27 protein-coding genes and 2 pseudogenes are annotated in these 26,186 nt (G+C 38.1%); 11 read left to right on the top strand and 18 right to left on the bottom strand.

Translation table 11 applies throughout. The annotated features are described in order from the left end of the window. The first annotated feature begins 522 nt into the window (after nucleotides 1-522). Nucleotides 523-924, top strand: a complete 402-nt coding sequence (locus C1E24_RS14205; RefSeq protein WP_138482520.1) for a hypothetical protein — start codon at nucleotides 523-525, stop codon at nucleotides 922-924. 140 nt (nucleotides 925-1,064) lie between these two features. Further along, nucleotides 1,065-1,727 carry a GntR family transcriptional regulator gene (locus C1E24_RS14200; RefSeq protein ID WP_138482518.1) on the top strand — a complete coding sequence of 221 codons (663 nt, stop codon included), beginning with the start codon at nucleotides 1,065-1,067 and terminating at the stop codon, nucleotides 1,725-1,727. Between the two features lie 25 nt (nucleotides 1,728-1,752). On the opposite strand, the gene C1E24_RS14195 is transcribed toward C1E24_RS14200, so the two are convergent. The 7 genes from C1E24_RS14195 to C1E24_RS14165 all read right to left on the bottom strand — a co-directional run bounded on the left by C1E24_RS14195 (nucleotide 1,753) and on the right by C1E24_RS14165 (nucleotide 10,801). Beyond that, the gene (locus C1E24_RS14195; RefSeq protein ID WP_138482516.1) at nucleotides 1,753-2,127 is read right to left on the bottom strand and encodes a PH domain-containing protein; all 375 of its coding nucleotides are present in this window, start codon (nucleotides 2,125-2,127) and stop codon (nucleotides 1,753-1,755) included. 2 nt (nucleotides 2,128-2,129) lie between these two features. Continuing rightward, on the bottom strand, nucleotides 2,130-3,032 hold the full coding sequence (locus tag C1E24_RS14190; protein ID WP_138482539.1) for an ABC transporter ATP-binding protein: 903 nt from the start codon (nucleotides 3,030-3,032) through the stop codon (nucleotides 2,130-2,132). Further along, entirely contained in the window at nucleotides 3,029-3,838 is an 810-nt protein-coding gene (locus C1E24_RS14185; protein WP_138482514.1) for an ABC transporter permease, read from the bottom strand. Before C1E24_RS14185 ends, C1E24_RS14190 begins: the two co-directional genes overlap by 4 nt. A 116-nt stretch (nucleotides 3,839-3,954) precedes the next feature. Further along, complete coding sequence (locus C1E24_RS14180; RefSeq protein WP_138482512.1) at nucleotides 3,955-5,769, bottom strand: M2 family metallopeptidase; 1,815 nt, start codon at nucleotides 5,767-5,769, stop codon at nucleotides 3,955-3,957. Between the two features lie 126 nt (nucleotides 5,770-5,895). Next, nucleotides 5,896-6,333 (bottom strand): hypothetical protein, encoded by a 438-nt coding sequence (locus C1E24_RS14175; RefSeq protein ID WP_138482511.1) that lies wholly within the window; start codon nucleotides 6,331-6,333, stop codon nucleotides 5,896-5,898. 131 nt (nucleotides 6,334-6,464) lie between these two features. Then, entirely contained in the window at nucleotides 6,465-9,623 is a 3,159-nt protein-coding gene (locus tag C1E24_RS14170) for an efflux RND transporter permease subunit (protein WP_138482509.1), read from the bottom strand. Nucleotides 9,624-9,625: 2 nt separating this feature from the next. Beyond that, nucleotides 9,626-10,801 carry an efflux RND transporter periplasmic adaptor subunit gene (locus C1E24_RS14165; protein ID WP_138482507.1) on the bottom strand — a complete coding sequence of 392 codons (1,176 nt, stop codon included), beginning with the start codon at nucleotides 10,799-10,801 and terminating at the stop codon, nucleotides 9,626-9,628. A 270-nt stretch (nucleotides 10,802-11,071) separates the two neighbouring features. Between C1E24_RS14165 and C1E24_RS14160 the strand changes: the two genes are divergently transcribed. After that, on the top strand, nucleotides 11,072-11,323 hold the full coding sequence (locus C1E24_RS14160; RefSeq protein ID WP_138482505.1) for a YkgJ family cysteine cluster protein: 252 nt from the start codon (nucleotides 11,072-11,074) through the stop codon (nucleotides 11,321-11,323). Here C1E24_RS14160 and C1E24_RS14155 read toward each other — a convergent pair whose 3' ends face one another. After that, nucleotides 11,324-12,076 (bottom strand): SDR family oxidoreductase, encoded by a 753-nt coding sequence (locus C1E24_RS14155; protein WP_138482504.1) that lies wholly within the window; start codon nucleotides 12,074-12,076, stop codon nucleotides 11,324-11,326. It lies immediately after the preceding gene. 116 nt (nucleotides 12,077-12,192) lie between these two features. On the opposite strand from C1E24_RS14155, the gene C1E24_RS20960 reads away from it, so the two are divergent. The 3 genes from C1E24_RS20960 (at nucleotide 12,193) to C1E24_RS14145 (ending at nucleotide 14,107) form a co-directional block, all read left to right on the top strand. Next, nucleotides 12,193-12,369, top strand: a complete 177-nt coding sequence (locus C1E24_RS20960) for a hypothetical protein (RefSeq protein WP_171040899.1) — start codon at nucleotides 12,193-12,195, stop codon at nucleotides 12,367-12,369. A 106-nt stretch (nucleotides 12,370-12,475) separates the two neighbouring features. Then, the gene (locus C1E24_RS14150; protein ID WP_171040898.1) at nucleotides 12,476-13,486 is read left to right on the top strand and encodes a tetratricopeptide repeat protein; all 1,011 of its coding nucleotides are present in this window, start codon (nucleotides 12,476-12,478) and stop codon (nucleotides 13,484-13,486) included. A gap of 222 nt (nucleotides 13,487-13,708) precedes the next feature. After that, nucleotides 13,709-14,107 (top strand): hypothetical protein, encoded by a 399-nt coding sequence (locus C1E24_RS14145; RefSeq protein WP_138482500.1) that lies wholly within the window; start codon nucleotides 13,709-13,711, stop codon nucleotides 14,105-14,107. Here the strand turns inward: C1E24_RS14145 and C1E24_RS14140 are convergent. Further along, entirely contained in the window at nucleotides 14,104-15,114 is a 1,011-nt protein-coding gene (locus C1E24_RS14140; RefSeq protein WP_138482498.1) for a substrate-binding domain-containing protein, read from the bottom strand. The genes C1E24_RS14145 and C1E24_RS14140 overlap by 4 nt on opposite strands. Nucleotides 15,115-15,372: 258 nt before the next feature. Between C1E24_RS14140 and C1E24_RS14135 the strand changes: the two genes are divergently transcribed. After that, nucleotides 15,373-16,065 (top strand): UTRA domain-containing protein, encoded by a 693-nt coding sequence (locus tag C1E24_RS14135; protein WP_138482496.1) that lies wholly within the window; start codon nucleotides 15,373-15,375, stop codon nucleotides 16,063-16,065. A 145-nt stretch (nucleotides 16,066-16,210) separates the two neighbouring features. On the opposite strand, the pseudogene phnW reads toward C1E24_RS14135, so the two are convergent. Beyond that, a pseudogene (gene phnW / locus C1E24_RS14130) lies at nucleotides 16,211-17,304 on the bottom strand (2-aminoethylphosphonate--pyruvate transaminase). A 268-nt stretch (nucleotides 17,305-17,572) separates the two neighbouring features. On the opposite strand from phnW, the gene C1E24_RS14125 reads away from it, so the two are divergent. Next, nucleotides 17,573-18,220: a transporter substrate-binding domain-containing protein gene (locus C1E24_RS14125; RefSeq protein WP_138482494.1), complete on the top strand. Its 648-nt coding sequence runs from the start codon at nucleotides 17,573-17,575 to the stop codon at nucleotides 18,218-18,220. Here the strand turns inward: C1E24_RS14125 and C1E24_RS14120 are convergent. Continuing rightward, a complete protein-coding gene (locus tag C1E24_RS14120; protein ID WP_138482491.1) occupies nucleotides 18,217-18,576 on the bottom strand; it encodes a hypothetical protein in 360 nt (119 codons plus the stop codon). The genes C1E24_RS14125 and C1E24_RS14120 overlap by 4 nt on opposite strands. A 441-nt stretch (nucleotides 18,577-19,017) precedes the next feature. Between C1E24_RS14120 and C1E24_RS14115 the strand changes: the two genes are divergently transcribed. Both C1E24_RS14115 and C1E24_RS14110 read left to right on the top strand, forming a co-directional pair. Next, nucleotides 19,018-20,061 carry a flavin reductase family protein gene (locus C1E24_RS14115; RefSeq protein WP_138482489.1) on the top strand — a complete coding sequence of 348 codons (1,044 nt, stop codon included), beginning with the start codon at nucleotides 19,018-19,020 and terminating at the stop codon, nucleotides 20,059-20,061. Then, the gene (locus C1E24_RS14110; protein ID WP_138482487.1) at nucleotides 20,058-21,110 is read left to right on the top strand and encodes a fatty acid desaturase family protein; all 1,053 of its coding nucleotides are present in this window, start codon (nucleotides 20,058-20,060) and stop codon (nucleotides 21,108-21,110) included. The genes C1E24_RS14115 and C1E24_RS14110 overlap by 4 nt, the downstream gene beginning before the upstream one ends. A gap of 45 nt (nucleotides 21,111-21,155) precedes the next feature. Here the strand turns inward: C1E24_RS14110 and C1E24_RS14105 are convergent, their stop codons facing one another. After that, nucleotides 21,156-22,007: a pirin family protein gene (locus tag C1E24_RS14105; RefSeq protein WP_138482485.1), complete on the bottom strand. Its 852-nt coding sequence runs from the start codon at nucleotides 22,005-22,007 to the stop codon at nucleotides 21,156-21,158. Between the two features lie 421 nt (nucleotides 22,008-22,428). Here C1E24_RS14105 and C1E24_RS21225 point away from each other — a divergent pair. Beyond that, nucleotides 22,429-22,764, top strand: a pseudogene (locus C1E24_RS21225) (FMN-dependent NADH-azoreductase). Between the two features lie 45 nt (nucleotides 22,765-22,809). Here C1E24_RS21225 and C1E24_RS14095 read toward each other — a convergent pair. From C1E24_RS14095 to C1E24_RS14070, 6 genes are all read right to left on the bottom strand, one after another. Beyond that, nucleotides 22,810-23,280, bottom strand: coding sequence for a hypothetical protein (locus C1E24_RS14095; protein ID WP_138482482.1), 471 nt, complete (start codon nucleotides 23,278-23,280; stop codon nucleotides 22,810-22,812). A gap of 115 nt (nucleotides 23,281-23,395) precedes the next feature. Beyond that, nucleotides 23,396-23,725, bottom strand: a complete 330-nt coding sequence (locus tag C1E24_RS14090) for a DMT family transporter (protein WP_138482480.1) — start codon at nucleotides 23,723-23,725, stop codon at nucleotides 23,396-23,398. Nucleotides 23,726-23,800: 75 nt separating this feature from the next. Then, nucleotides 23,801-24,640, bottom strand: a complete 840-nt coding sequence (locus C1E24_RS14085) for a DMT family transporter (RefSeq protein ID WP_171040897.1) — start codon at nucleotides 24,638-24,640, stop codon at nucleotides 23,801-23,803. A gap of 113 nt (nucleotides 24,641-24,753) precedes the next feature. Beyond that, nucleotides 24,754-25,110, bottom strand: coding sequence for a hypothetical protein (locus C1E24_RS14080; protein WP_138482478.1), 357 nt, complete (start codon nucleotides 25,108-25,110; stop codon nucleotides 24,754-24,756). A gap of 167 nt (nucleotides 25,111-25,277) precedes the next feature. After that, the gene (locus tag C1E24_RS14075; RefSeq protein WP_138482476.1) at nucleotides 25,278-25,784 is read right to left on the bottom strand and encodes a GNAT family N-acetyltransferase; all 507 of its coding nucleotides are present in this window, start codon (nucleotides 25,782-25,784) and stop codon (nucleotides 25,278-25,280) included. Next, nucleotides 25,781-26,098 carry a heavy metal-binding domain-containing protein gene (locus C1E24_RS14070; protein ID WP_138482474.1) on the bottom strand — a complete coding sequence of 106 codons (318 nt, stop codon included), beginning with the start codon at nucleotides 26,096-26,098 and terminating at the stop codon, nucleotides 25,781-25,783. The genes C1E24_RS14075 and C1E24_RS14070 overlap by 4 nt, the downstream gene beginning before the upstream one ends. Nucleotides 26,099-26,186: the final 88 nt, after the last annotated feature.

Raw genomic sequence — 26,186 nt, 5'->3', positions numbered from 1 at the left:
ATCGCCAGCAAAGGTTGCCCCGGGCAATTAAAGAAACCCGTTGCAGAAATGCAGCGGGTTTTTTGCTTTTAAGTTCAGAATTTTCGCATCGATATGTAAGTGTCTCAGCGTTTGTTAAAATGGATTGATTCATCTTGCGTAAAAGAAGCGCTCTCACTGCGTTCGCAGTCGCTAATTTTGCGCGAAAAGAATGTAAGCGCTACGCGCTTGTCATAAACCTTTCACACTATACTTGCGCAAAAGAAGCGCTCTCACTGCGTTCGCATTCGCTAATTTTGCACCATAAGCGCAAGGTGAAGTGAGCAGCTTTCACAGTAGTTACTCTCTTCATTTTGAAACACTTTTCACACGCGTAAATAATTACACCCTCAACTCCAGTTAAACTAGCTCATTTCACCTTGCGCAAAAGAACCGTACTCACTACGTTCGCTGTCGGTAACCTTTTGCACTATGAAACAATCTCATGAGCTTTTATCTATCTAATATGCTGTAATGGTTAAACAACAATCATAAGGAACTCTAATGAAATCAATCTTATATGTCTTTTTCTTAACTATTTCATTATCAGCTTTTGCTAATCCATTGAAGGGTACTTGGGAGTATGTCAGTGGTGAATATGCAACACCTGATGGAAATGTTAAAGCTGAAGCGCCGGCAGTTACTTCGACTCGAATCGTTTCTGATACACACTTCAGTTATATTACACGCCACTCAAATAAGTTTGCTTATGCAGGTGGAGGCACATATGTTATCAAAGATAACTATTTTATTGAGACAGTGGAGTATGGCAATTTAGAAGATTATATTGGTAGGACTATGGCCTTTACCTATAGAGTCGAAGGTGATCTTTGGTATCACACCCTGTATGAAAATGGTAAGTTCGTTGAGAGTGAAATCTGGAAAAGGGTACCGAGCAAACTTTAAAATACCTTTATTACTCTGAATCTTAGAAAGTTATTGAAAATGTTCTGTAATTAAGTAAAGTACACTATCGCTTTTTAGAAGTTATATTGTAAGCAGTATTTACGTGTATATTGAATGCCAAATGCTGTTCAGGGGTTAGTATGAGCATAGAGCATAAAACAAGAACTCAACTTGTTGCAGAAGCAATTAGAGAGAAAATACTTTCTGGTGAGATCAAAGCTGGTGAACCATTAAGACAAGCTGCTTTAGCTGAAGAGTTGAACGTGAGCAGAATACCTGTTCGAGAAGCGTTACTACAATTAGAAGCTGAAGGTCTTGTTAATTTCGAAGCTCACAAAGGTGCAACAGCAACACAATTAAGTGCTGATCAAATAGATGAAATTTTTGATTTACGTGCTTTGTTAGAGGCAGAGTTATTAAGCCATTCTATTCAGAAGCTTACACCTCGTGATTTATTAGAAGCTGAAGCTATATTGTATGATTTAGAAGAGGCTGTTGAACGAGGTGACACACAACTAGCTACTGGTAAATTGAATGCTGAGTTTCACGGAAAGCTATATTGTAAAGCTGAGAGACCGCAAACTGCGGAACTGGTAGATATGTATAGTAAGAACTCTGAACGATATGTTCGTATGCATATTTTACTGGCAGGTGGTTTTGCAACTGCGCCTGAAGAGCACCGTACGTTATTAGACTTATGTAAGCAAAAAGACATAGATGCCGCGTGCACTTTCTTGAAAAAACATATTCTAAGCGCCAAAGAAGACATAAAAGAGCTTCTTATTAAGATGGAACAAGAATAGAATGAGCGGCAAAGCCGCTCTTTTTTTACAATGTATACTTACTTATTATTCTGTACACTTCGTTGATATTGTCTCCGGCTTTAAATTCTTTAACAAGTGGTTCAGTCTCAGAACCAATCCATAGTTTTAGTTCGGCATCCATGTCAAAATGACCAGCAGACTCTTTACTAAATTTAGTGATCTTGTTGTATGGGATAGTTAATATCTCCATTTTAGAACCTGTTACCCCTTGTTTATCAACTAATATTAAACGTTTATTAGTGAAAACAAACATGTCACGAATCACTTGATAAGCTTTCTCTAATACTTCACCTTCAATTAGGCTATCTGCAAGTAACTCTTCTGTTTTACCACTATCAGCTTCACTTGCATTTCCTAATAATCCACTTAATAAACCCATTGTTACTCCTTATTAAATAACTCGTTTTCTAACGTGTTACCATTAATTAATTGTCGATACTGCCAATTCAGTTTATGACAATATTTTAGTAAATGTACATCAAATTGCTTATTTTCAGCTTTGTACTCAATGACAAACTCTTTGCTTTGAGTCTGCTGAACGTGTGTGACATCCTGCAATTGCTTCAAGTAATCAAGCGCTTGATGAGGTTCGTTGATAAGTTGCAATGTTAAATAATTATGCTCACCTTGATAGTTATGGGTCTTGTGTTCAGAAAGCTCGCCTTGCTCTAAATATAAAATATGTGAACAAAGCCTTTCTAATTCACTTAGATCGTGTGAACTTAATATAAATGTAGCCTGATCACTTAAATCAGAAATTATATTTCTGATCTCTCTTGCATTTACAGGGTCTAAGCCTGCTGTTGCCTCGTCAAGAAGAATGATTTCTGGTTTATCAATTAATGCCTGAGCAATACAAACTCTTTTTCTCATCCCGTGAGATAGCTCAGAAACTCTTGAGTTGACGTTATCTTTTAGTCCGACTAATTCAAGTACTCTGTGTGTTTCTTTTATAGAGGCAGGTTTTGATAACCCTTGAAGTCTACTATAAAAACAAAGTTGTTTTTCTAGTGAAAACCTTGGATCTAACTGAGCATCCTGCGGCAAGGCTGAAAGTTTACTGAAAAGTTTCGGGTCTCCGAGTTGCTGACCCAAAATATCAACTTGTCCTGAGTCTGGCTCTAGATAACCGCACAAAATACTGAAGAGAGTGGTTTTACCAGCACCATTAGGCCCTATAAGCGCCGTTGTTTTACCTTGTTCAATTTCAAAAGACACATTTTTTAAAGCGGCTTTTGATCCAAAGCTTTTACTTAAATTTGTTACTTTTATTACTGAACTCATAATGCACGTTTCCTTAAAGCAACAAGAGAAATAAATAACCAACCCACACTTTGTACAACAGGTAATAGCCAATCAATAAAAGATGTATTCTTTTGCCCTGCTACATCTGCAATTTGTTCGCCAGGAAAGACATAAAACAAAGTATCAATAAACGGAATATAATGCGCAAGATAGGCAATGACAGCTGAGCCTAATGTGAATAACAAAATTGCCATTACGATACTTAATCTTGATGAGCTAGTGACTATGTTAAGAAATGCCATCAGCGCAATAAAAGGCATGCTTATTAAAGTTAACTGTATACTGAGCTTTAAGCCAAGTAATAAGCCACTTGAAAATAGAGAAGGGTCTCTATAAGACATAATCAGTAATGTTGCTAAGACAGTAGAAACAATTAAAATAGCGACGATTAATAGCTGTCCTAAATAACGACCTAGGAGAATTTCGTCTCTCGTACTTCTTAGAGATAAAAATCTGAGAGTACCTCTCTGTCTGTCTCCTACAGTTTGATCTGAGCTCACAAATAATGAAAACAGTGGAAAGCAATAAAGGGAAATTACCCAGTAAATTGCAAACTCAGCTTCTGGCCATGATATGAGCTCTTGAAAGCCAATTCCGCCTGCAAGCTGCCTAGCAATATCTTTAAACATTGGGCCACTTAAAAAAGGTACGGCTTCGGCAATGAGATATTTAAAAATCATAAACCAAACCATTGCGAATGCGGCGAGGGCCAATAAACCTCTTTTTGTAGCAAATAAACGCGTTAATTCAAATTGCGTAATTTGCCATACTCGAAACAATGACATAAATTCTCCTTTAACTTACGTTAACATTAGTTGTTACTCTAAATAAATTAAAGACTTAAATTGTTTCAGAGTATGGCAGTTGTAACAAAGTTATCTAATCAAGAGTAACTTTGAAGTTACCAGCCACACTGTCGACCTTGGTTTTGCTCGTCTAAATATTTTTGCAGTGGTGCAAAGTAATCTAGGATTGCAGTTGCATCCATCTGTTCGTTACCAGTAAGCGTAGCTAATGCTTCCTGCCATGGGCGACTACTACCCATTTCAAGCATAGTATTTAAACGCTCGCCAGCTTCTTTAGAGTTGTAAACAGAGCAACGATGAATTGAGCCTTTGTCACCAGCTATCTCACATAGTGCTTTATGAAACTCAAATTGTAAGATATGCGCTAAAAAGTAACGTGTGTAAGGTACATTACCTGGTACATGATACTTTGCACCTGGATCAAAATCGTTTTCAGTTCTGACTATTGGCGCTTTAATTCCTTGATATTTTTCACGAAGCTCCCACCAAGCTTGATTGTATTCTGCTGGGCTGATTTCACCATTGAAGACTTTCCAACGCCATTGATCTACTAGTAATCCAAAAGGAATAAATGCAACTTTGTCTAGCGCCATCTTCATTAGCAGACCAATGTCTTTTGACTCGTCTGGTACTTCATCTAACAAACCGATTTCTTTTAAGTACCCAGGTGTAACTGAAAGCGCAATTGTATCGCCAATGGCTTCATGGAAACCGTCATTTGCACTTTCTTGGTAATATACTGGTTGTGTATTGTAAGCGCGTTGATAGAAGTTATGTCCTAACTCATGGTGAATAACAGAAAACTCCTCGCCTGTACGCTGAATACACATCTTGATGCGTAAATCATCTTTAGCATCTAGATTCCACGCAGAAGCATGGCATTGTACATCTCTATCCTTAGGTTTTGTGAATAGTGAGCGACTATAAAATGTTTCAGGTAGTGGAGCGAATCCCATCGAAGTGAAAAACTTTTCAGCACCTTTGACCATGGTTAGCTCATCATAATTATGTTTCGCTAGCAGCTCGGTTACATCATAGCCTGGATCAGCATTTTCAGGTGCAACAACGTCGTATATGTTGCCCCAAGTTTGTGCCCACATATTACCTAGTAAGTGAGCAGGGATCGGTTGGTCCTGAGGTACTTTATCTTCTCCATACTTCTCACCAAGCTTGGCACGAACATGACAATGTAAAGAATCATAAAGAGGCTTTACTTGCCCCCAAATTCTGTCTAGTTCATTAGCAAAATCATCAGCAGGCATATCATACTTACTTCGCCACATAGCCCCTGTATCTGCATAACCAAGTTCTTTTGCCCCTTCGTTTGTTAAAACAACTTGCTTTTCATAAAGAGGGCGCATTGGCTTTGCAACTTGACGCCAACCTTGCCAGATATCTAGTAACTCTTCGTAATCTCTAGACGAGGCCATTTTGGATGTCATATCACCCAAGCTCATGCACTCATTGCCTTTACAGTATTTGCCTTTACCATACATGCCGTCTAATTCAGCTAGAATGCTCGCAAGTTCTTTAGATTTTTCCGCATTTTGAGGAGCAGGTAAAGTAAGCGCTAATTTGAGTTTATCCATTTTCCGGCGATTATCTTCGCTCAGAGAAAGTGAATCAAATTTTGCTGCTTCATTAGCCAAACGTACAACAACGTCTGTGTATTCACGATTAACATCAGCAGAGAGTGACGCAGTGTCTTCTGTTATAAAATTTGCGTAAATCCAAGCCGCACGAGAAGCTCTGGCGTTAAGGTCTACCAACGTTTCTGCGGAGCTTGCTAAAAAGGTTTCGGCATCTTGTTCAGTGACTTTTTTGTTATGGCTTACCGTATTACAGGCTGTAAGTGCGAGTGTACTTGATACGATTAACGCACCAATACTCAGTTTAAATTTTGCTGTCATTATTTCTCTCAGTTGTAATTATTGTGTCGAATAATAGCAGCGCTTCAGAGGTGCGACAATGTGGCAAGTTAATGTGGATGAATTTGAAAACAAAAAAGGCTGGATAACCAGCCTTATGTTTAAAACTTATCTTGCAAATGGGTCTGGGTTAATCTTATCTACGTACCATTTGCCTTTCTTACGAATCATTTGAACGCTGCGCATATCGTCAACTTGTTCACCCCGAAGCATACCAGTGAATACTAAATTGACTTTGGCATCATCGCCATATTGCTCACGAAGGCTCTGATTGGTCATATCAACTTCAATTGTTACAGAGTCATACTGAAGATTTACTAAGTTTCTTGCAAATTGTTTTGCTGTTCCATAAGAGCGCATGATCCTGCCCATTTTCGGCGTTGCGAGCTGTATCGCTGCATCAAAATCTTTTTTGTTATAGATGGCATCAAAATACATGGTCGCTGCATAACCTGGGCTACTTTTGTCGCCCCTTGCAGATTCATCCGAGCCACAGCCGAAAAATGTAACTAGAACAAGAAGAAGCAGTGTGGTGATTTTTGTCATAGTGAGAAAATATTATTAAACAACTTAACTTAGTGTGTCTCGTTAAGTTTATTTTGTAAAGTGAATGAGAAAACTTTGAGAAACAAAAAAGCTCGGCATTTACAATGCCGAGCTTTTACCAGCCTTAAGTCTTAGTTATTTAGCGAATTTTCTAAATTCGCATTTACTGTATTTTTGATTTGTTTGTTTTTCTTACGAAACAAACCTTTGATATCTTCAAGCACAACATACTGACATGGTATTAATATCAAGGTGATAACTGTCGCAAACAGAACTCCAAATGCGAGTGATACTGCCATTGGGATCACTATCTGTGCCTGTAGACTGGTTTCTGTGATAATTGGAACCAGACCAATAAATGTGGTTAAAGAGGTAAGTAGTATTGCTCTAAATCTTTTACAACCAGCCTCAACAACAGCTTGTTTGAGTGCAATCCCTTCTTCTCTGGCTTTATTCACAAAATCAACCATTACAAGTGAATCATTAACTACCACACCTGCAACCGCGATTATTCCAAAGAAAGATAGACTACTCATTGTCATGCCCATCACCACGTGGCCAAAAACGGCACCAACCACACCAAATGGGATCACAGACATGATTAATATAGGTTGTGAGTATGAGCGAAGCGGAATAGCAAGTAGGGCAAAGATGATCATCATTGATAATGCAAAATCTCGGATCTGCTCAGCAACACTGTCCATTTCTTCTTGAATCCGGCCTGCAACGTTACTTTGAACTCCTGGGTAGTTTTTCAATAGAGAAGGCAGGTATTCATCACGGATCTCTTTAGCAATTTTGAACGGCTCAGCTTGATTTGTATCTACTGCTGCCCAAACATTAATAGTACGTTTCGCATTTTCACGACGGATACGACTCACACCATCGACTAGATTAATTTTAGCGACTTCAACTAGAGGCACTTCAGCACCAGCAGGAGTAATGATACGCACATTTTGTATATCACTAATAGAGTTGCGCGATTCTTTAGGGTAGCGGATCATCACTTTAATTTCTTCACCTTCACGAAGAATGCGTTGTGCTTCAAGGCCGTAGTAACTAAAGTTAACCTGGGATGCAACATCAGCCAGAGTTAAGCCCATACTGTATGCAAGTGGTTTTAATTCCAGTTGAACTTCGTCTGTTGCACTTTGCATAGAGTCGTTCACGTCACCTACACCAGCCATAGAGTTCAGTTTAGCCTTAAGCTGTTCAGCAACTTCTTTTAACTCGTCTTTATTCTTACCTTCGAGTCTGAAGCTAATGTCGCCATCATCTCGACCACCATTCATGATGCTATCTTCGATGTTAAGTGTTTTAACACCTGGTAAAGGCGGCATTTGTTCGCGCCACATGGCACTTAACGCGAAAGTGTCGATAGGGCGAAGGTCTGGCTCTACTAAGATAGCCATGATCTGAGCGTTGGTTCTACCACGTAGGCTAACCGACAGGTCACGTACCATTTTTTGGCCATACTTAGCTTCGATCTGTTTGTCGACTTCTAAAATAAGTGCTTCAACTTTTTGCGCAGTTTCAAGTGTTGCTGTCTCAGAGCTTGAAAGGTTCATCTCTATTCTTACTTGAGGGAAGTCATGTGGAATTTTAGGGTTTGCGACAAACTTTACTAATCCACCGGCAAACATGCCTGCAGCGACTATAAGTACGGTTAAGAAACCAACAATTACGGTGTAACGGTAGTGAATACAGCGTTCAATAAATGGGCGGTATAGATTTTCGATAAAGTTTTTAAGACCCCCATCTAAAATTTCACGTAAACGGTGGAATGGGTTTTTAGGGTTACTCGGCTTATCTTTCATCGCTGCTAAGTGAGCCGGTAAGATTAGCTTAGACTCAACTAGAGAGAAGATTAGGCAAAGGATAATGACACCACCAATGGCCTTTGAAAATGCCGCTGCTGGGCCTGTTGCTAGTGTTTGTGGTAAAAATGCGGCAACCGTAGTCAAAACACCAAAAGTTGCTGGAATAGCAACGCGTTTTACACCTCGTACTACGTTATCAAGGCTATGACCTTTTTTTTCTATTTCTGCATGGACAGATTCACCCACCACAATGGCATCGTCAACCACAATACCGAGTACTAGAATGAATGCGAATAATGAAGCGAGGTTAATGGTCACATCTAAAAAGCCCATCGGCATAAATAAAAATGCACCAAGAAACGAAACTGGTAAGCCCATCATCACCCAAAATGCTAAGCGTACACGCAAGAACAGCGCAAGCATCAACATAACCAGAATACCACCCCAAATCATGTTCTCGATCATCATATTCAAGCGGCCATCTAGGTAGTAAGTTAAATCAATGAAAGGTTCTATTTGAACGTCTGCTGGTAACGTTTTGTTGCGTTCAGCTAGGTATCTCTTAACTGTATCAGCAACTTTGGTAATATCTTGATCTTTTGACGCTCTAAGCTCAAAAGTCAGTGAATTTTTGCCATTGTATTTTGAAAATTGTAAGCCTTCTTCAAAACCATCTTTAACTACAGCAACATCTCTTAAGAAAATCTGCGCGCCATCTTCAATTGTCTTTAATGGTAAGTTTTCAAATTCATGGCCTCGATATGCCTGATTTTCAACACGCATTGAAATGTAGCCATTATCAGAGCGTATTTGACCTGCTGACATATTGGCTGAAAAGGCACGCACTGCTGAAGATATATCTCTAAAAGTTAAGCCATACTCACGAAGCTTATCTGGGCTAACCTCGATACCAATTTCATAGTTTAAACCACTGAAAAAACTTAACAGGTTTACACCAGGAAGGGCTAACATTTCGTCATGTAAGGTATTGCCAAGCTCTTTTAGTTCGGCATTGCTCAAGCTGCCACTCAGTGACATCCACATCACTTCTTGTTCGAACTTGTCGTATCGAACGATAGGGCGCTCCATGCCTATTGGAAAACTCGAAATCGAATCAACCTGCATTTTCACTTCATCAAGCACTTCCTGCGGGTTGTACCCTTCTTGAACTTGTATCCAAGTTTGCGAAAACCCACGGTTAGAATAGGTGATGAGTCGTTTGATCCCTTCAAGGCCTTCCATTGATTCTTCTACTTTAATGGTTATGCCTTCTTCAACTTCTTGAGGCGCCGCCCCAGGGTAAACTGCTTGAATACTTAACCATGGACTTTCAAATTGGGGAAACATCTGTTTGCGAATAGAAAAAGCCGTTAAGATCCCGCCGACTAATATAAATATCATTAATAAGTTTGCAGCAACGGGGTTGCGTGCAAACCAGGCAATTAAACCTTTTTCAGTTGATGTACTCATGCTTATTCCTCCTTAAGCGCAAGCTGCGTTTCAGGAGAAGTAATAGGAGAGTCATCGGTACGAAGTTGCATTCCCTCGGTTGGATACTCTAGTGCAGACGTAATGATTTGAGCGCCATTCATAAGGCCTTGATCAATAATTGCTATGCCATTTGTTTCACGGATGATATTCACACCCTTAAAGCTCAGGGTTAAATCATCATTTAGAACGGCAATCTTATTGTCTTTAATTAAGTGTTGCGGTACTTGAATGGCATTTTCAACTAAAGCGCCTTCAATAGAAGCATTTAAGTACGCACCAAAGCGTAGCTGTTTTGAACTATCTGAATAAGGCTGCGGAACTTGTGCAACTAAATAAGTCATACGGCTGCGCTGATCTATGACACCTTCGCTACGCACCACTGTACCTTGCCAAGTAACAGTTTTGCCCGCAACTTGTGCCGTTAAAGCGACATTTGCATCAACACCTTGTTGAGGTAGGTATTGTAATTCATGATCAGCGACGGGAAGACGTATTTCAGCCACTGAAGTTGAATTTAAAATACCAAATTTACTGCCAGGGTTTACAACACTACCTAAACTGACAACGCGGCTTTCAATAATTGAATCATAAGGTGCTTTGATGTAAGTTCGTTCAAGGTTTCGCTTTGCACGTTTTACACTTGCTTGAGCGGCCTTAAAACGGGCAAGTTTTTCAGCAAGTTGAGGTTTACGCAAATACAGTTCAGAAGGGATAGTCTCATTGGCATTGTTCTTAATACGTTGCCATTCTTTTTTAGCAACATGTGCTTGAGCCTGTTCAATTTCGAGTGCAGAGCTTGCTTGTGCAAGACTAGCTTCTGCTTCAATTAAGGCTGCTTCATAGTCGTTAGGATCTATGCGGGCTAAAATATCACCTTGTTGAACAAAGCCGCCTTTTACAAATTTATCTGAAAGCTCAATAATTTGTCCACTAACTTGTGCGACTAGTTCTGTTGTGTACTTAGGTTTAACTATTCCATAGGACTCAACGTTGAGTCTCATATCTGAGATGGTGATAGGCGCAGCCTGTACAAGAGGGTGAATGATTTTCTCTGGTTTTTTTTCAGGTGCTTGTTTCATAGATGAAAGTCCAATGAAAACAGCAACACCACCAGCTAAAACCGCTAAGGGTAAGAGAATTTGTTTTTTACTAGCCACAATAATAGTCCTTCCGACGGTAGAATGACGCTTCAGCATTCTATTTTATTAATCTACACAATGAGCATACTCGATCAGATGTTTCTAGGTATTTATATGCAGTAAGAAGATGTAACAATCCGTGTATTCATGACATAGTTATTTACATTTGCAGGTACAACCTAGATTATAAATATAGTTGATATTTTCAGGATAATTGATTCGGTGATTAATAATGCTTGTTTAGCGTGTTAATATATCTTTCTTATCATTTTCAGAGGTCGTCTTTGCGTGGAGTGTCGATTACACTGTGGAGCGTGTTGCATAGCGCCAAGCATAAGTACAAGTTTTCCTAATCACCCAAATGGTAAAAAAGCAGGTGAACGTTGTAAAAATTTGACCGATGATAACTTGTGTAAGTTGTTTGGTCAGCCGGAACGCCCCCCTGTTTGCCATGATTTTAAAGCGGTGGAGTGGGTATGTGGTCAAAATCAAACTGAAGCACTTCAGATCCTAACTGAACTTGAAACCCTGACAAGTTGATCATAACCCACCAGCTAGATCTAAGAAGTTTCCTGTTGCATAAGATGATTTTTCTGAAGCTAACCAATAAATGGCCTCAGCGACTTCTTCTGGCTCTCCACCGCGCTTCATAGGCAGTTTTTCTTTTAATCTATTCACTCGGTCTGGCTCTCCGCCGTCTGCGTGAATGTCTGTGTAGATTAACCCAGGCCTGACACAATTAACGCGAATGCCATTTGCGGCTACTTCTTTTGCAAGGCCGATAGTAAGCGTATCAATTGCGCCTTTGCTTGCAGCATAATCGACATATTCGTTAGGTGAGCCTGTTCTCGATGCTGCCGAAGAGACATTAATAATACTGCCGCCGGCGCCGCCAAACTCTGTCGACATATGCTTAATGGCGTATTTAGAACAAAGGAAATAACTCATCACATTACTCGTCAAGACCTCTTTTACTCGCTCCTCAGTTAACTCAATAAGTTTTGCCTGCGGTTTTAAAATACCCGCATTATTCACAAGCACATCGATTACACCGAGCTGTTCAGTGACAAGCCCAAATAGTTTTTGTACTTCGTTTTCTTTATTAACATCTGCTTTTATGGCAATGGCTGTTCCACCCATTGCTTTGATTTTGCAGACTACTGCATCAGCTGCATCTATATTGTTTAAGTAATTAACGCAAACGGCATAATCATTTTTTGCGAATAACAGCGCTGTCGCTGCACCAATCCCACGGCTTGCCCCTGTAATTACAACAGTTTTTTGTAATGTCATTTGTATTCCTTATCGGTAAAAAATCAGTTTGGTAAATATTTTGTTTCAAAAAGGTGTTTTTAGGTGATAAATAAAAGGCTATTTAAAGCAATGACAACAATCAACAGGATATGATTATGAAATTTAACCTTAAAAAGAAAAACCTAAAGCAATTAAATCGTAGCGTAAACGACTTAGAAAAGCAGCAAACTCCTCAAGTAGCTGGTGGTGTTTTGACTGATTATGCTTGTCTACCAACAGGTCATATTTGTCACCGTTTAAGTAAAGATGGTCATAATTCTTGTCTTTGCTGATTCTATGTTGAGCCTTCGGGCTCTTTTGAATCTAAGCTTTAATTAACTGAGGAATTCACTCAAATTTACTATGCTTAAATCAGAGTTCGTAAATTTGAAGATTTCCATGAAAACCTTTATAAATTTTATTTTTCTATTTTTGGCTGTTCCTTCATTAGCAAATTCAATTGTTGAAAATAAAATTACAGAAGCAGAAGACTATTTAACCGTTAACCCTGCACAATCATTAATTTTGCTTGATAGTATCTATGATAAAGAAAGGTTTTCTGACGAACAATTTATCCGCTGGCATTTGATCAGAATGAGAGCCGCTGTACCTACAAACCAATTAGATAAACTCAGTGAGTCTCTAGAAACCGTATTTCACTACAAACATCATCCTTACTTTAAAGCCCATTTAACTTCGTTTCTGAGTGGAACTGGGATCTATCTTAGGAAAAAGCAATTTCTGGCCGATGCACAAAAAAGTTTAGAGTGTGCTTATAAATATGCGCAAAATGAAAAGCAAAGGTTAACTTTAACGAATAGTTTGGCTTTGGTTTCACGCCAACAGAGCGATTATGACAGCGCTAGGTTACTATATAAAAAAGCTCGGGCATTGGCGGTTGAGACAAACCGGGAAAGCATCATTGCGATGATCGATAATAACCTCGGAATGATTGAATTCGATGACGGTAATATTAAAGAGGCGGAAGCGTATTACCGACAAGCATTAAAAGGCTATCAACTAATTGATAAACGCTCAGGAATAGTGACAGCTAGTATCAACTTACTTTTTTCATTCTTACTACAAGATAAGTTTTTGGATTATCAGCGCTTGTATTCGCCAACGGCAACCTTGACCCTAGCTTTTCCTAATCAATCTAAACAATCTCTTTTGTACTGGATCCATCAAAGATATTTACAGCTACAGGGAAGAAAAATTACCTTTCAGACAATTAAAAAACTAAAAGAGGCATATACTAATTTAGAAGACATTAAAGTCAAAACACACATATATCAGTATCTTGCCGAATTTATGAACATCTCTTTACAAGCACCAGAAAATAAAGCTAAGCGAGAGTTTAATCGCCCATGGTTTGTGGCTATCAAACAGTGTGACTGGGTTTTGAACTAGCTTTACTAAATTGCTTATAGGTCTAAATTCATAACTAATCCTACCCGTTATACAATTGATTGGTAAGATAAGCCCATTTGCATCAATGATAAGGCTTATTTAAAACTTTAATGACTTTTTCGGCGAAACCAGTAGGAAGTTAATCAATAATGAACTTTATTTAAGGTAGTGTTCATATTTCATTGGTTATAAAAGTCATTTGATTTTTAGGTGCATTAGGATATGTATAAATACGCTTTTTCAATATTATTGCTTGCTGCGTGCTTTGGTTTAGCTGCAAAAAATGATGTGTTGTCTTTGGATAGAATTGATGTCACCCAAGTTAAGTTTGCTTTTGAAAACGATGATAATGCGTATCCAGATGAGAGTGAATTTGCCATCGACCACTTTGTTTTGATGAGCAATGACAATGGAGAGCGTTGGGGGATTTTAACTATTACGAACCAATCGAGCGGCCGCAGAGAGTTACAAGCAAAACACATCATGGCGTTGTTTGCAGACGGTTCAAGATATTCCCCAATAAACTTTAAACAGCCTTTCAATGGCAATGAAACACAGTCTATTACTTTGAATTTTGGCGAAAATAAATTTCCAATTTTGTCGGTATATACGAGAAATTAATAATTTACTGTACAGGTCTCAAAATTAGATTTATCACACAGGTGATAATCTAAATAATATTTGTCTAGTTTAGGTTTAATGCCCTGCGTGAGGTAATTGTACATTAGCTCGGTACTTTTCCTGCCCATCTCAAAAGGCTTTTGCCCTAGATTCACAGTTGATAGACCGTGCTTAAGCGCATCAAGTTGAATTTGCTCAGTGTCAGCAGAGATGAGCACAAAGTTACCGTCGGCTATTTTACTTTTTGCTGCTTTCATGGTCTCTATATAGTCAGGGTTAAACTGAGCAAACCCTGCCACAGCCAAGAAGATTGGCGGATTTTTTAGTGTAGAAAAGCGCTCAACTTGTTCCAAAGAAGCATGTCTTTTCCCCATGGTATAAAGCGGGCAGCGAGGGTGCTCTACCCAACCATTGTCGCCAGATAAACGCTTTTTGCTTTGACCTGATAAAGCATGACGAACCCCTGCAAGGCGGGCATTCAGGTTTGGCGTAGTTTGATGACCAGACTGAAGACAAATACTTTGTTTTTCGACTGTTTTGTATTTTTTTGCCAACTCACCTAAGGCAACGCCAAAATCAAAATTATTCGTACCTATGTAAGCAAGCCTGTATTGTTGATGTTTGGGTAATAAATCAGAGTCGAATGTAATTACTGGAATATTTTTCTTCTTTAAGTTTTTGAGGGCATGCGTCACTAAGTATTCAGAGTGAGTGGTTGAGACTAAAAAGGCATCGATACTTTGCTCTGACAATTCGTTAATCACTAAGGACTGAGTTCTTACATCTTGATAATCATCAGCGCCATCATAAATGCATTTTAGATTATTAACCTTACTGGCAAAATTAAGGCAGCCTTTGAATGATTGTTCGTAAAATGAATCATTTTTGGTTTTACCTATAACAGCAATTGTGAATTGTTCGTTTGCATAAGCTTGGTTCAAAGTGCAACAAAACAAACTGAAAACACAGATAGATAGGTAAATAAATTGACGAAAAGAAAATTCCATTAATCAGTCTTAAATGATGTAAAAATGACGATACTTAAACAAGTATACATAATAAAATCATAAAACTATTAAGGTACAAAATATTTATTTATGCAAGCTAATATTTCTGAATTGTTTCACGTTAAGATGTCAGTTTAATTATTAGAAGTTAGACAACAAATTCGCTTTATTCAAATTAACTCTAGATTCTGTTTGTCATAAAACTGCAGTAAGCTAGTACTGCTCAGTCAATTAAATAGTTAGTTAAATAAGTTGCTTATGTTGTTGTATCAAGTCATTCGAAATCATATTCAAAACCTGGTCAATGAGGGGCGTTTAAAAGCCGGCTCTAAACTTCCTTCTGAGCGCAGTTTGCAAGAGCAGTTCAACTCTACGAGGATCACAGTGAGAGAAGCACTGGCCAGATTAGAATCAGAAGGAGAGATCTACAGTCAAAAGCGCAGAGGATGGTTTGTTACCCCTGAAAAGCTAAAATGGCATCCCGCACGCAAAGTGAATTTTAACGCATTATCTGAATCTCAAGGTTTTGCACCCTCTACCAAAGTAATTGAACTGATGACCCCTTCTAATAAGCACAGCATTGCATTTACTCATTTTGGTGATAAGCCTATTTACAAACTGACCCGAGTTCGATATTTAGATGGAAGAGGTGTATTAGTTGAAGAAATTCACTGTCTTGCAGCGCGTTTCAATCATCTCGAAAAGCAAGTGTTAAATGGATCAATCACTGATGTTATGAAACGACACTATCAGGTTGATATTTCTCATGAGCAGTGCAACATCAGCGTCACTGTGCTCCCCGATTATGCGGCTGAATTACTTGAAATAAATAGCGGCACGCCTTGCTTAAAAGTGCAAAGGGCGCGTTATGATAAAGAAGATAACTTAGTCGACTTGAACATTGAATTCTGGCTGCATGATTGTATTGAAATGGTAGTGGAGGGAAGTTGATGATTCACTTGAATTTTGCAATGAACTTATCAGCCCATTCCAGACTAGACATTCGAATGATGAAAAAAGCAAAAGCGATTTAATTTTTTATAAATATTCTTTTGATTTACTTTCCGGGAAATTTTTCATTTAAAGACAGTAGAAACTACCAGTATTTCGCTTCACCGATAGCTTGCAGTAAACTTTCTATGTCTTTTTGATACACTTCACCAATATTGCCTATTCTAAAGCAGTCTGCGTCTGAAACTTTTCCAGGATAGATAACATAGCCAAGTGACTTTAGCTTTTCATAAAATAGTTTGAAGTTATACCTAGGTTCTTTTGGTGAAAAAAAGGAAGTAATTATTGGTGAATGCAACGGATCGGGCAAAAGTGTCTCAAAGCCAAGCTCTCTCATACCACTGACAAGTAAAGACTGGTTTGATTTATAGCGGTTATACCTTGCTTTAGTACCGCCTTCTTGTTCAAATTCAATCAGTGCCTGTGCAAAAGCTCTCACTACGTGCGTAGGTGAAGTAAAACGCCATTTACCATTATTTTGTTCCATAGTTTGCCATTGATCATACAGATCTAAAGATAGAGAGCGGGCATTGCCCTTGCATTGTGAAATCAAAGCGTGTTTGCAGATCACAAAACCAAAGCCAGGAACACCTTGAATGCACTTATTTGAAGAGCTAATTAAAACATCAATACCTAGCTTTATCATATCGATGGGTATTCCACCAAAACTACTCATTGCATCTAAAATAAACGTTTTTCTATAATGGCTCACGAGCTCTGAAATAGCTTCTAGTGGGTTGAGCATGCCAGTAGTTGCTTCGCAATGAACCATGGCAACATGACTGATTTGTGAGTTCTCTTTAAGCGTTTGCTCAATTTGGACAACGTCAGGGTAGTGCGTCTCTGCAAAATCTAGACTAATGACATTGATGTTGAGATAGTCTAGATTTGTTTAATGCGCGCACCATAAGCACCATTATTTATAACAAGTAAGGTGTCTCTTTTTGAGATAAAAGTACCCAGGGCCGCTTCAACAGAAGCGGTGCCATTGCCTTGCATTAAAGTGGCAGTTAATAGTTCAGTGCTGCCGGCAAGCGAGCATAATTGGGTTCTAATTTTTTCTACAATCCCAATGTTGTAGTCGTCATCCCAAGTACACCAATTTTGTAACATGGCCTCTTTTACTGTTTTGGATGTACTGAGAGGGCCGGGGGTCAGTAATAAATAGTTATTTTTCATAAGAACCCCATCTGGTCTATACCAGTAATTAGAGCATATGTTTTATGATGTAATTGTGACAGTTTACGATGAGCAGACTTTACTGAATTAATTAAAAACCTAATAAATTAAAAATATCTGTTCATTGCGAAATATAAGACTAAAATTACGATAATTCTAAAAGTTTAAAAATCATATGTTTCAATGTTTTTTGTATCTAACCTGTTTGATTGCATGCGTTACTGCTCAGGCAACCACACTCAAGTTTTGCTATGAGAGTAAAGAGCTTTTGCCGCATTATCGTGGTGAGGGAATCTTAACACCTAACGAAAAACCTGGTGCAGCAATCGAGATTATGCAAAAACTTGATGAAATGCTCTCAACTGTACACATTGAGTTTGTTCGTGAGCCATGGAAGCGGTGTTTAAACGATTTAAAGCTAGGTAAAGTTGATGCATTGATAGCAAGGCATTCAGTCAGCAGAGAGGTGTTTGCTAAATACCCCAAAACCTCAAAAAATGAGCTCGATAATCAACGAGCAATTTCAAGTACTGCAACTTGCTTTATACATAAAAAGAATGTGCCCCTAAAATGGAATGGTCATGAATTATTCGTAGAGTTGCCACAAGGTATTTCTGTGCCAAGAGGCTATTCGCTCGTTGAAGATTTAAAGAAGAAAGGTTTTCAAATCTACGAAACCGTGTCGGTTAAGCAAGCCCACGAGTTACTATTTAATGGTCGGGTAGGTATTTCTCTGAGTGATTGCCAACATAAAAACCTACCCGTAAACTTTTTCGAAAACAAAAGCCCGATTGTAGAAAATTATGGTTATTTAGTTTTAAGCCATCAGTTTTACGCGCTATATCCACGTCTCTCTGAAGAGTTGTGGAACCAGCTAATGAAAATAGATGATAAAGTTTTCTATGATAAATACTAAAAGTATCTCAATTGGTCTTGTCTCACCAAATGAGCAAGTTTACAAATAGTGATGTATTCACTGTCATCTAAGATAACTGGTGATTCTTCTATTATTTGAAATTTAAAGTTTTTTCTATTCTTATTGCATTCAACCCAAAATTCTTGTGTTCCATCATCATAAATGAATATGGTCTGTTTGTTGGTAACATTGATTTTTTCTATGTGGTTGTCGACCATGTACTTTATTGATGCGTGAATAAAATCAACGCTCTTTAAGAACTTTTGAGGGTCTTTACGGTATAACTGTTTTTGATGCTCATCTAGCGAGTTTTCTGGGGGAATTGGTAAGTTTAAAGTTTCTTTTTCTAAGTACATGTATCGCTCCAAATAGAGTCAATTAGTACGTTTTAAAGAGATGTTTGGATTGCTAAAAGATATAATTTTTATAATCCAACCTTTGCTTAACAAAGAAAGATTTTCCTTAACTTCTCGTATAGAGCTTCAATTTATTTGATTTATCGTCTTTTAATTAAATCATTCTTCATAAGACTTTAAAGTTTCAAATTCAACTTAACTAAGGCTCAGAAAACTTTCTATTTTCCAAAATCTACATATTAATTCTGAAATCAAATTTAAGAAGATTTTACTAGATCTAGCTCTGATAAAGAGCTTTGAAAAATTAAAGAGTTGTTGATGAAAATAGACAAACTAATTCGATATTCTAGAGTAATTAACCAAAAAATTTGCATTTAAAAATTTTGAGCTTACACTTGTGCGCTCAATGGGCGTACACGTGTAAGCTAAAATGGTTTTGACATGCAAAATATCTTACGGTTTATTTCAAACAATTTATTTCATCACAGAGACTTATCAGGTTATTTCGAACCAGTGATACAAGTAATTAAGCCTGCTTGGAGAAGCGGTTTTTTTCGGGCACAGGTTAAAGGTATTCGAGTACTTGGCGAAAATGCACTTAAAATAACCCTAAAACCAGAGAGAAAATGGCCAACACACACAGCTGGCCAGCATATTTCTTTGACAATAGTGCAACAAGGTCGGCTGATTTCTCGAGTATTCACCATCGCGTCTGGCGCGAAAAAATTAAAAGAAACGGGCTTATTTGATTTGGTGATCCGCACTCATGATAAGGGTAACTTCACTCCGTATCTTGGCGAGTTAGCTATGAATAGTTGGGTCAATATTTCAAACCCAATGGGTGAATTCATATTTGATGAGCAAAGCAATCATACGACACTTTTAGCAGGCGGCTCTGGTATTACCCCATTCATTGCAATGTTGAATGACTTACAGACAAACATGCACCAACACGTCCATTTATTGTATTACGCGAAGCCTAATTCGCATTTACTGGTGGATGTATTAGAGAAACTTTTAACCAGACTCCCTAATTTTAGTTTTGAACTACTTAATCGTAATGAACACGGCTCATTTTCCAAGTTTGTTTCAATAGAACACACCGACGAGCTCCTCGTTTGTGGGCCAGAAGCAATGTACGTTGAAGCTGAGGAATTCTGTAAGTCACGTCAAATACCCATCAGAGCAGAACACTTTCAAGCAATTAAGCCAACTAAACCCTTAAATGAAGCTGCAAGATTCACAGTAAAACTCAATCATGGTGACTTAGAAATCAGTAACCGAGATTCATTATTAAGTGAATTTCAATCACACAATAAACCTGTGACGTATGGCTGTGGTATGGGTATTTGCCATCAATGTCAGTGTGTGAAAAAGAAGGGTATTGTAAAAGATATGCGTGATGGACGCTTATCAGATAACAGCGAAGAGCTGATCCAACTGTGTGTAAGTCAAGCCGTGACCGATTTGGAGTTAGAACTATGAAACAAGTGAATTTTGACCAGTTAGCCTTGCAACTCGATGAAGTAAAACAACAAGTAAAAGCAAAAGTCGGACAAGAAGATGCGAACTATATTCGTAAAGTTATTGTTTGGCAGAGGGTGTTTGAGTGGAGCGGCAGAATTTTACTGATGTTAGGATTTTGGCAGCCATTACTTTGGGTGGTGGGGGTCTTAAGTCTTGCGTTAGGCAAGATCTTAGACAACATGGAAATTGGTCATAACGTGATGCATGGTCAATATGACTGGATGAACGACAAGTTCATTAATTCTAGTGCCTATGAATGGGATATTGCCTGTGATGGTAGTAGTTGGAATAGGGTGCATAACTACGAACATCACACTTATACCAATATTATCGGTAAAGACAGAGATTTTGGTTATGGCCTTTTGAGGTTATCGAATGACTTTAGGTGGCGAGTGAAAAACCTTTGGCAGTTTATTACTTATATTTTATTGAGTGTACTTTTTCAGTGGGGGGTGTCATATCATGAGATGGCAGCTGAGCGGGTTTTCTTTGGTAAAAAGAAAGACAACCGAGATAATAAAGTATCACACACAGAACTTAAAAAGCGCTTCTTTAGCAAAGGGGCTAAGCAACTGGTTAAAGATTATGTCATTTTCCCAATTCTAGCAGGGCCGCTCTTTCTATGGGTTTTTTGTGGTAATTTAGTCGCAAACTTATTAAGAAACTTATGGACCTCAACCATTATTTTTTGCGGGCATTTTACGGAGCATGTTCATACTTTCACCGAAGAAGAGTGTAAAAACGAAAGCAAAGGGCAGTGGTATTACCGTCAAGCTTTGGGCTCATCAAACCTGAAAGGTCGCACATGGTTTCACATTTTAACAGGGCATTTAAGCTTTCAGATTGAACACCATTTGTTTCCAGACTTACCGGCGAAGCGTTACCCAGAAATAGCCCCGAAAGTACAACAAATCTTTCAGCAGCATGGTATTCACTACAATACGGGCGGATTTTGGCGCCAATACGGCTCAGTCTTAAAACGTATTATTCGATATTCATTTCCTTAGAAAAGCGACTCCCTCAGTTAAAATTTGGCTGAGGGAGATTTATCTTTAATACTCCACACGCTCTAGTTTATCAGATGGGATCTCTGGAAATTTACCATCAATCCAGTTTTGTTTTGCTTGTTCTATTTTTTCTTTACTAAACGATACAAAGTTCCAATGAATATAAGGCACATGCTGCCATTTTTCTCCACCCAGTAAAATTACACGGCTGTTTTTGGAAAACTCAATCGTTGTTTCTGTCTCTTCTAATAATACAAGCTCATAGGGTGAGATAGTCTCTTCGTTGACAGTGACTTGACCATATAAAACATAGAGTGCGGTTTCAAAGTCTGGGTTAGGTACCTCAATTTTTTTACCTGCACCACCAATTACATCTAGATAAAACATCTCTGAATAGGTTTTGACTGGTGAGCTTAAACCATAGGCATTACCCGCTATGAGACGGGTCATGACGCCATCTTTAACTATTTGCGGCAGGTCTTCTCGCTTCACATGCGTAAATGAAGGCGCAATATCTTCATGCTGTTCTGGTAAGGCAATCCAAGATTGCAAGCCGTTAAGAACATGCTCGTATGCTCTTGTTTCGACGCTTTCTCTTTCAGAGTGGGTAATACCTGTGCCAGCTGTCATCCAATTTACATCTCCAGGGGTGATTTCTAAGTTATTACCCAATGAATCTCTATGTAAAATTCTGCCTTCAACTAAATAAGTCAAAGTAGAGAGACCAATGTGTGGATGCGGTTTGACATCAATCCCTTCACCTTGAGAAAAAGTAGTCGGACCCATGTGGTCGAAAAATATAAATGGTCCAACCATGCGCTTTTTCATGTGGGGAAGTAAACGTTTTACGTTTAGGCCACCAATATCATGTTCTGTTGCGGATAATTTTAATGCCATAAGTAACTCAAATCAGGTGATTAACTATTTACAGCATAGGTGCAAAATACACATTTAATCTATTCAAAAATTTTGATTAAAGTTTTCAAAATTCATAGCTGTTTAACCTTTACTGACCAGCTTAGACTGGTGTTATTGAAATAACTACAGGTGAAGACAGATAAAAAATGTTTTACTAATAAATACATCAATTAATCATGACGATGGTAATTCTTATATTTTGAGCAATGAGTTTGTAGACAGATTATCAAATAAGTTTGAGTTAACAGTTACACACCGAGACCTAGTTAAAGCGCCGTTGGAACACCTAAAGCAAACAGAAATGCTTGCTTGGATGACGCCTTAAGCGCAGAGAAACAGTGAACAAAAATCGTTGGTTGATTTATCTGATAATTTTATCAAAGAAGTACAATAAAGCGATATACTGGTTATTGGCTTACCTATGTATAACTTTGGTGTGCCTTCACAGTTTAAAGCTTGGATGGATAGGATCGCTAGAGCGGGTGTGACGTTTAAATACATAGAACAAGGCCCTGTTGGCCTGATAGCAAATTAAAAAGTGTTAGCTGCACGTGGCGGAATTTATGCAGGGACTGATAATGACTCACAAACTACACATGTTAAATCGTTTTTTGCGCTTTTAGGGATTACAGACGTTGAGTTCATTTATGCTGAGGGTTTGAATATGCCTAGTAAAGAACTCAGCATTGCAAATGCAAAAGAGAAAATGGAAGCAGTCTTATCTAGTATGGGCTAAACTGAACGATAGCTGCGAAGCTCACTCGCAGCTATCGTATTTTAATTAGTGAGCAAGTTTCGCATCAGCTTTTGGGTTTGCTAGAGCAACAATGATTTTAAATAACAAGAACATCGCATAAAGATTAATAGGGTAGTTAACTAATACTTCAGTCCAAAAAACTACCAGTGGGCTATGAATTAAGTTAGTGATTTGGTCAAATATCTCAATGAAGAGGCCTAGAGCCAGTAGAATAAACCCATAATATTCACATAAATGAGTCGTTTCAGTCGCTTCTATTTCATGGCCCGTGATCCAGTTTTGTAAAATATGTCTACCTTCTAAAAGTACTCCGAATCCGACTAGTATAATCGCGATACCTTCTTCATCTTCTTTTAGCTGAGCCAAAGTTTCATGGCTAAGTTCAGAAAACATGAGTTCGAGTTCATGGACCATTAACGTACCAATGATGCCAGTAACAATAAGGCTGATAAAAAGCAAAAACAGTCTATTTGCGAGTAGCTTAGTAAATAACATAATATTTTCCTAATTCGAAGATTATCAATAAACTAACTGAAAAATGTGAAGAGATTATGGTTGCGATAAAAAGACATAACTAAGAAACTAAATTGTGTGATGAACCAACTTTTATTTAGTGAGTCATATTTTTAGAAAAAATATTGATGATAATGACACCTAAAATTATCAATGCCATCCCTAATAACGTAGGAATATTAGGTATTTGTTTAAAGAAGATACTTCCCAAAACTGTAACAAGGACAATGCCTGCCCTAGACCAAACTGCATATGCAACGCCAACAGGCACTTCTTTTACAACTAAAGACAGGCAATAAAAAGCAACACAGTAGGCAATAACACAAATAGCACTTGCAATTAGATTGTTAAAACCATCTGATACTTTTAACGCCAGTGTGCCGATAACTTCTGAAATAATAGCAATACTTAAATATAACCAAGCCATATGAAGTCCAGTTTAAAAAAATCGGAATTTTACTATGTATTCTCATGCTTTAATAACGAAAATTAATATGGTGATTTATTTTTTGGATTTCTCAAGCGAGACTAATAAAACGCCCCCTAAAATAAGAAGTGAAGCTATTATAAGGCGTGTTGATGTAGGCTCCGATAAAAACAAAAAACCACCAATAGCAGCGATAACCGGTACTAGTAGCTGAGAGACAGCCGCTTGTATGCCAGTTAACAAAGGCAAAGCCTTATAGCAAATTATGTAACCGATACCTGATGTAACAATACCAGATATCATTGCAATGATTAGGCCTTTAGTTGTGATACTGCTGAAGTCAACGAATGGCAGTGCTATAAGTGCTAATGGCAGAGTTCTGATGAAATTCATAGAAGTCTCTGCTTTTGGTTGCTTTGCTCCTTTACCTGCAAGTGTATATAAACCCCACGCGACCCCAGATAAAGACATAAGAACAAACCCAATGAGAGAGGGGGTTGTTAACGTTGGAAATACCAGATAGATAAACCCGATAAGTGCAGCCAACAACCCTATCAATGCAAGCGATGAGAAGCGCTCTCCCGATAACTTAGAAATAGTTAACATGCACAGTTGAACTGAACCAAAAAGTATTAATGCACCGGTGCCAGTATCTAAAGAGATATACGCAAAAGAAAAACAAATTGCATAGATAAACAGCATAATTGATGACCACCAACTACCATAATTCAGAGGTGATTTATCAGTACGCTTATTAAAGAAAACCAAAAAATATAAGAATATAGCGGCAGAAATTAGACGGACCACGGTAAATCCTGCGGCATCTATTTGCGCATCACTCAAAGCAATTCTGCATAATATAGAGTTTCCTGCGAATGCAATAAGCGCAATAAATGTCAGAACACTTGTTTTCAATATTCAGGCCTTTTTGTCATATTCGAGCAGAATAAGACAGTTAATGTATCAAGTTTATTTCGTTGTTTTGTGAATTTTTGAAAATTGATTAATACTAGTGCCCTTGGTAGCCATTAAGAAATAAAAATAACTGTTTCTGGTAACCCGCTCTTCAAGTGAGATTTCAGATCTTCAAACTGCTCAGATGGAAATTCAAATGCCGGCACAACACCGGGTTTTATTTGATTATATGGCAATGAGAAAAAACTGGTTTCTCCACAAGTATCCATTGCCACCTTTCTGATTTGCTGCACTGGTAAGCTGTCAGACCCAATATTTAATACGTTGTCGTTAAAAGTAAGATGATTGATTGGATCTTTTACGACTTGTTGTTTTTGATACTCGGTTATACCATTCTTTGAATTAAACAAAAAAGGAAGCATTGTGAGATTTGAAATAGCTGCGAGAATGCCTAACTCAAAATCTAGCATTCCCACTGCTGTGAGCAGAAGGTAGCAGGCAATAGAACCCAGCCAGAGTAAAGTGTATTTATTTATTTTTATCTAATTATCCTTTTAATGGTTCTTGATAAAATTTTTACACTGTTTGTTAGTTTCAGTGACGCGCGTCGACTTAATCTTGAATCCAATAAATCAATCTAGATTTTCAACTTTACGAACAAGTGATTATCGTAAAATATGCCATCTTTAAATATCGCACTTTTCAAAACTGCTTCTTGGTGGAATCCGGATTTAAGCAATACTTTCTTTGAAGGCATGTTTGGTTCAAATACTGCGGCAAAAATTCTGACAATAGGTGTTGTCCGAAAAACTTCGGTAGTTATGAACTCGATTGCTTGAGGCATAATGCCTTTTCCCCAATACGTATTATCTAACCAATAACCTAATTCGCCAGCGCGTTGGTATTCAAACTCACCGGGGTTAACGCCTATACAGCCAACAAATTTACCTTGATAGCATATTGCTTTAACAAAACCCTGCTTACTTCCTTCGTTGATCCACCAAATGGCATCCGCTTCTGTGTAAGGAGAAGGTATTTTGCTAGATAAGTAGCGATTTACATCAGGGTGATTTAATACTTCTATCAATCGAGCATTGTCAGAAATTACAAAATCTCTAAAAGAAATGTCTTGCCGATTACTCATGGCTTAAGTTTAACTGCTGTACCAAAAACCATAATTTCAGAAGAACCATCCATAATGGTACTGGTTGTAAACCTAATACCGACGATGGCGTCAGCACCTTTGTCAGCCGCACTTTGAACTAAACGTTCAATTGCAATGTCTCGTGCTTCACTTAGCATTTCTGTGTAGCCTCGGATCTCTCCGCCGACAATGCCCTTTAAGCCAGCCATGATGTCACGGCCAATGTGTTTTGCTTGAACGACGTTGCCGGTTACGACACCAACGATACTTTCTATTTCTTTTCCTGGAATGGTTTCTGTTGTCGAAAAAAGCATAAGCCCTAAAAATCTGATACTTAGTCTGTATTTGAAATAAAAACACTTATCGCAATGATTGTAAATAATCTTCTTACACAGAGATGAT

This window comes from Pseudoalteromonas phenolica, assembly GCF_005876835.1.
Lineage (GTDB): Bacteria > Pseudomonadota > Gammaproteobacteria > Enterobacterales > Alteromonadaceae > Pseudoalteromonas > Pseudoalteromonas phenolica_B.
The sequence above is the reverse complement of the archived record's forward strand: the minus strand, read 5'-3'. Positions and strand labels throughout refer to the sequence as shown.

Bases quoted from the DNA above. Each gene is read 5' to 3' on its own strand.
- C1E24_RS14205 (WP_138482520.1), top strand. From the start codon at position 523: ATGAAATCAATCTTATATGTCTTTTTCTTAACTATTTCATTATCAGCT.
- C1E24_RS14200 (WP_138482518.1), top strand. From the start codon at position 1,065: ATGAGCATAGAGCATAAAACAAGAACTCAACTTGTTGCAGAAGCAATT.
- C1E24_RS14195 (WP_138482516.1), bottom strand. From the start codon at position 2,127: ATGGGTTTATTAAGTGGATTATTAGGAAATGCAAGTGAAGCTGATAGT.
- C1E24_RS14190 (WP_138482539.1), bottom strand. From the start codon at position 3,032: ATGAGTTCAGTAATAAAAGTAACAAATTTAAGTAAAAGCTTTGGATCA.
- C1E24_RS14185 (WP_138482514.1), bottom strand. From the start codon at position 3,838: ATGTCATTGTTTCGAGTATGGCAAATTACGCAATTTGAATTAACGCGT.
- C1E24_RS14180 (WP_138482512.1), bottom strand. From the start codon at position 5,769: ATGACAGCAAAATTTAAACTGAGTATTGGTGCGTTAATCGTATCAAGT.
- C1E24_RS14175 (WP_138482511.1), bottom strand. From the start codon at position 6,333: ATGACAAAAATCACCACACTGCTTCTTCTTGTTCTAGTTACATTTTTC.
- C1E24_RS14170 (WP_138482509.1), bottom strand. From the start codon at position 9,623: ATGAGTACATCAACTGAAAAAGGTTTAATTGCCTGGTTTGCACGCAAC.
- C1E24_RS14155 (WP_138482504.1), bottom strand. From the start codon at position 12,076: ATGACATTACAAAAAACTGTTGTAATTACAGGGGCAAGCCGTGGGATT.
- C1E24_RS20960 (WP_171040899.1), top strand. From the start codon at position 12,193: ATGAAATTTAACCTTAAAAAGAAAAACCTAAAGCAATTAAATCGTAGC.
- C1E24_RS14150 (WP_171040898.1), top strand. From the start codon at position 12,476: ATGAAAACCTTTATAAATTTTATTTTTCTATTTTTGGCTGTTCCTTCA.
- C1E24_RS14145 (WP_138482500.1), top strand. From the start codon at position 13,709: ATGTATAAATACGCTTTTTCAATATTATTGCTTGCTGCGTGCTTTGGT.
- C1E24_RS14140 (WP_138482498.1), bottom strand. From the start codon at position 15,114: ATGGAATTTTCTTTTCGTCAATTTATTTACCTATCTATCTGTGTTTTC.
- C1E24_RS14135 (WP_138482496.1), top strand. From the start codon at position 15,373: ATGTTGTTGTATCAAGTCATTCGAAATCATATTCAAAACCTGGTCAAT.
- C1E24_RS14120 (WP_138482491.1), bottom strand. From the start codon at position 18,576: ATGTACTTAGAAAAAGAAACTTTAAACTTACCAATTCCCCCAGAAAAC.
- C1E24_RS14115 (WP_138482489.1), top strand. From the start codon at position 19,018: ATGCAAAATATCTTACGGTTTATTTCAAACAATTTATTTCATCACAGA.
- C1E24_RS14110 (WP_138482487.1), top strand. From the start codon at position 20,058: ATGAAACAAGTGAATTTTGACCAGTTAGCCTTGCAACTCGATGAAGTA.
- C1E24_RS14105 (WP_138482485.1), bottom strand. From the start codon at position 22,007: ATGGCATTAAAATTATCCGCAACAGAACATGATATTGGTGGCCTAAAC.
- C1E24_RS14095 (WP_138482482.1), bottom strand. From the start codon at position 23,280: ATGTTATTTACTAAGCTACTCGCAAATAGACTGTTTTTGCTTTTTATC.
- C1E24_RS14090 (WP_138482480.1), bottom strand. From the start codon at position 23,725: ATGGCTTGGTTATATTTAAGTATTGCTATTATTTCAGAAGTTATCGGC.
- C1E24_RS14080 (WP_138482478.1), bottom strand. From the start codon at position 25,110: ATGCTAGATTTTGAGTTAGGCATTCTCGCAGCTATTTCAAATCTCACA.
- C1E24_RS14075 (WP_138482476.1), bottom strand. From the start codon at position 25,784: ATGAGTAATCGGCAAGACATTTCTTTTAGAGATTTTGTAATTTCTGAC.
- C1E24_RS14070 (WP_138482474.1), bottom strand. From the start codon at position 26,098: ATGCTTTTTTCGACAACAGAAACCATTCCAGGAAAAGAAATAGAAAGT.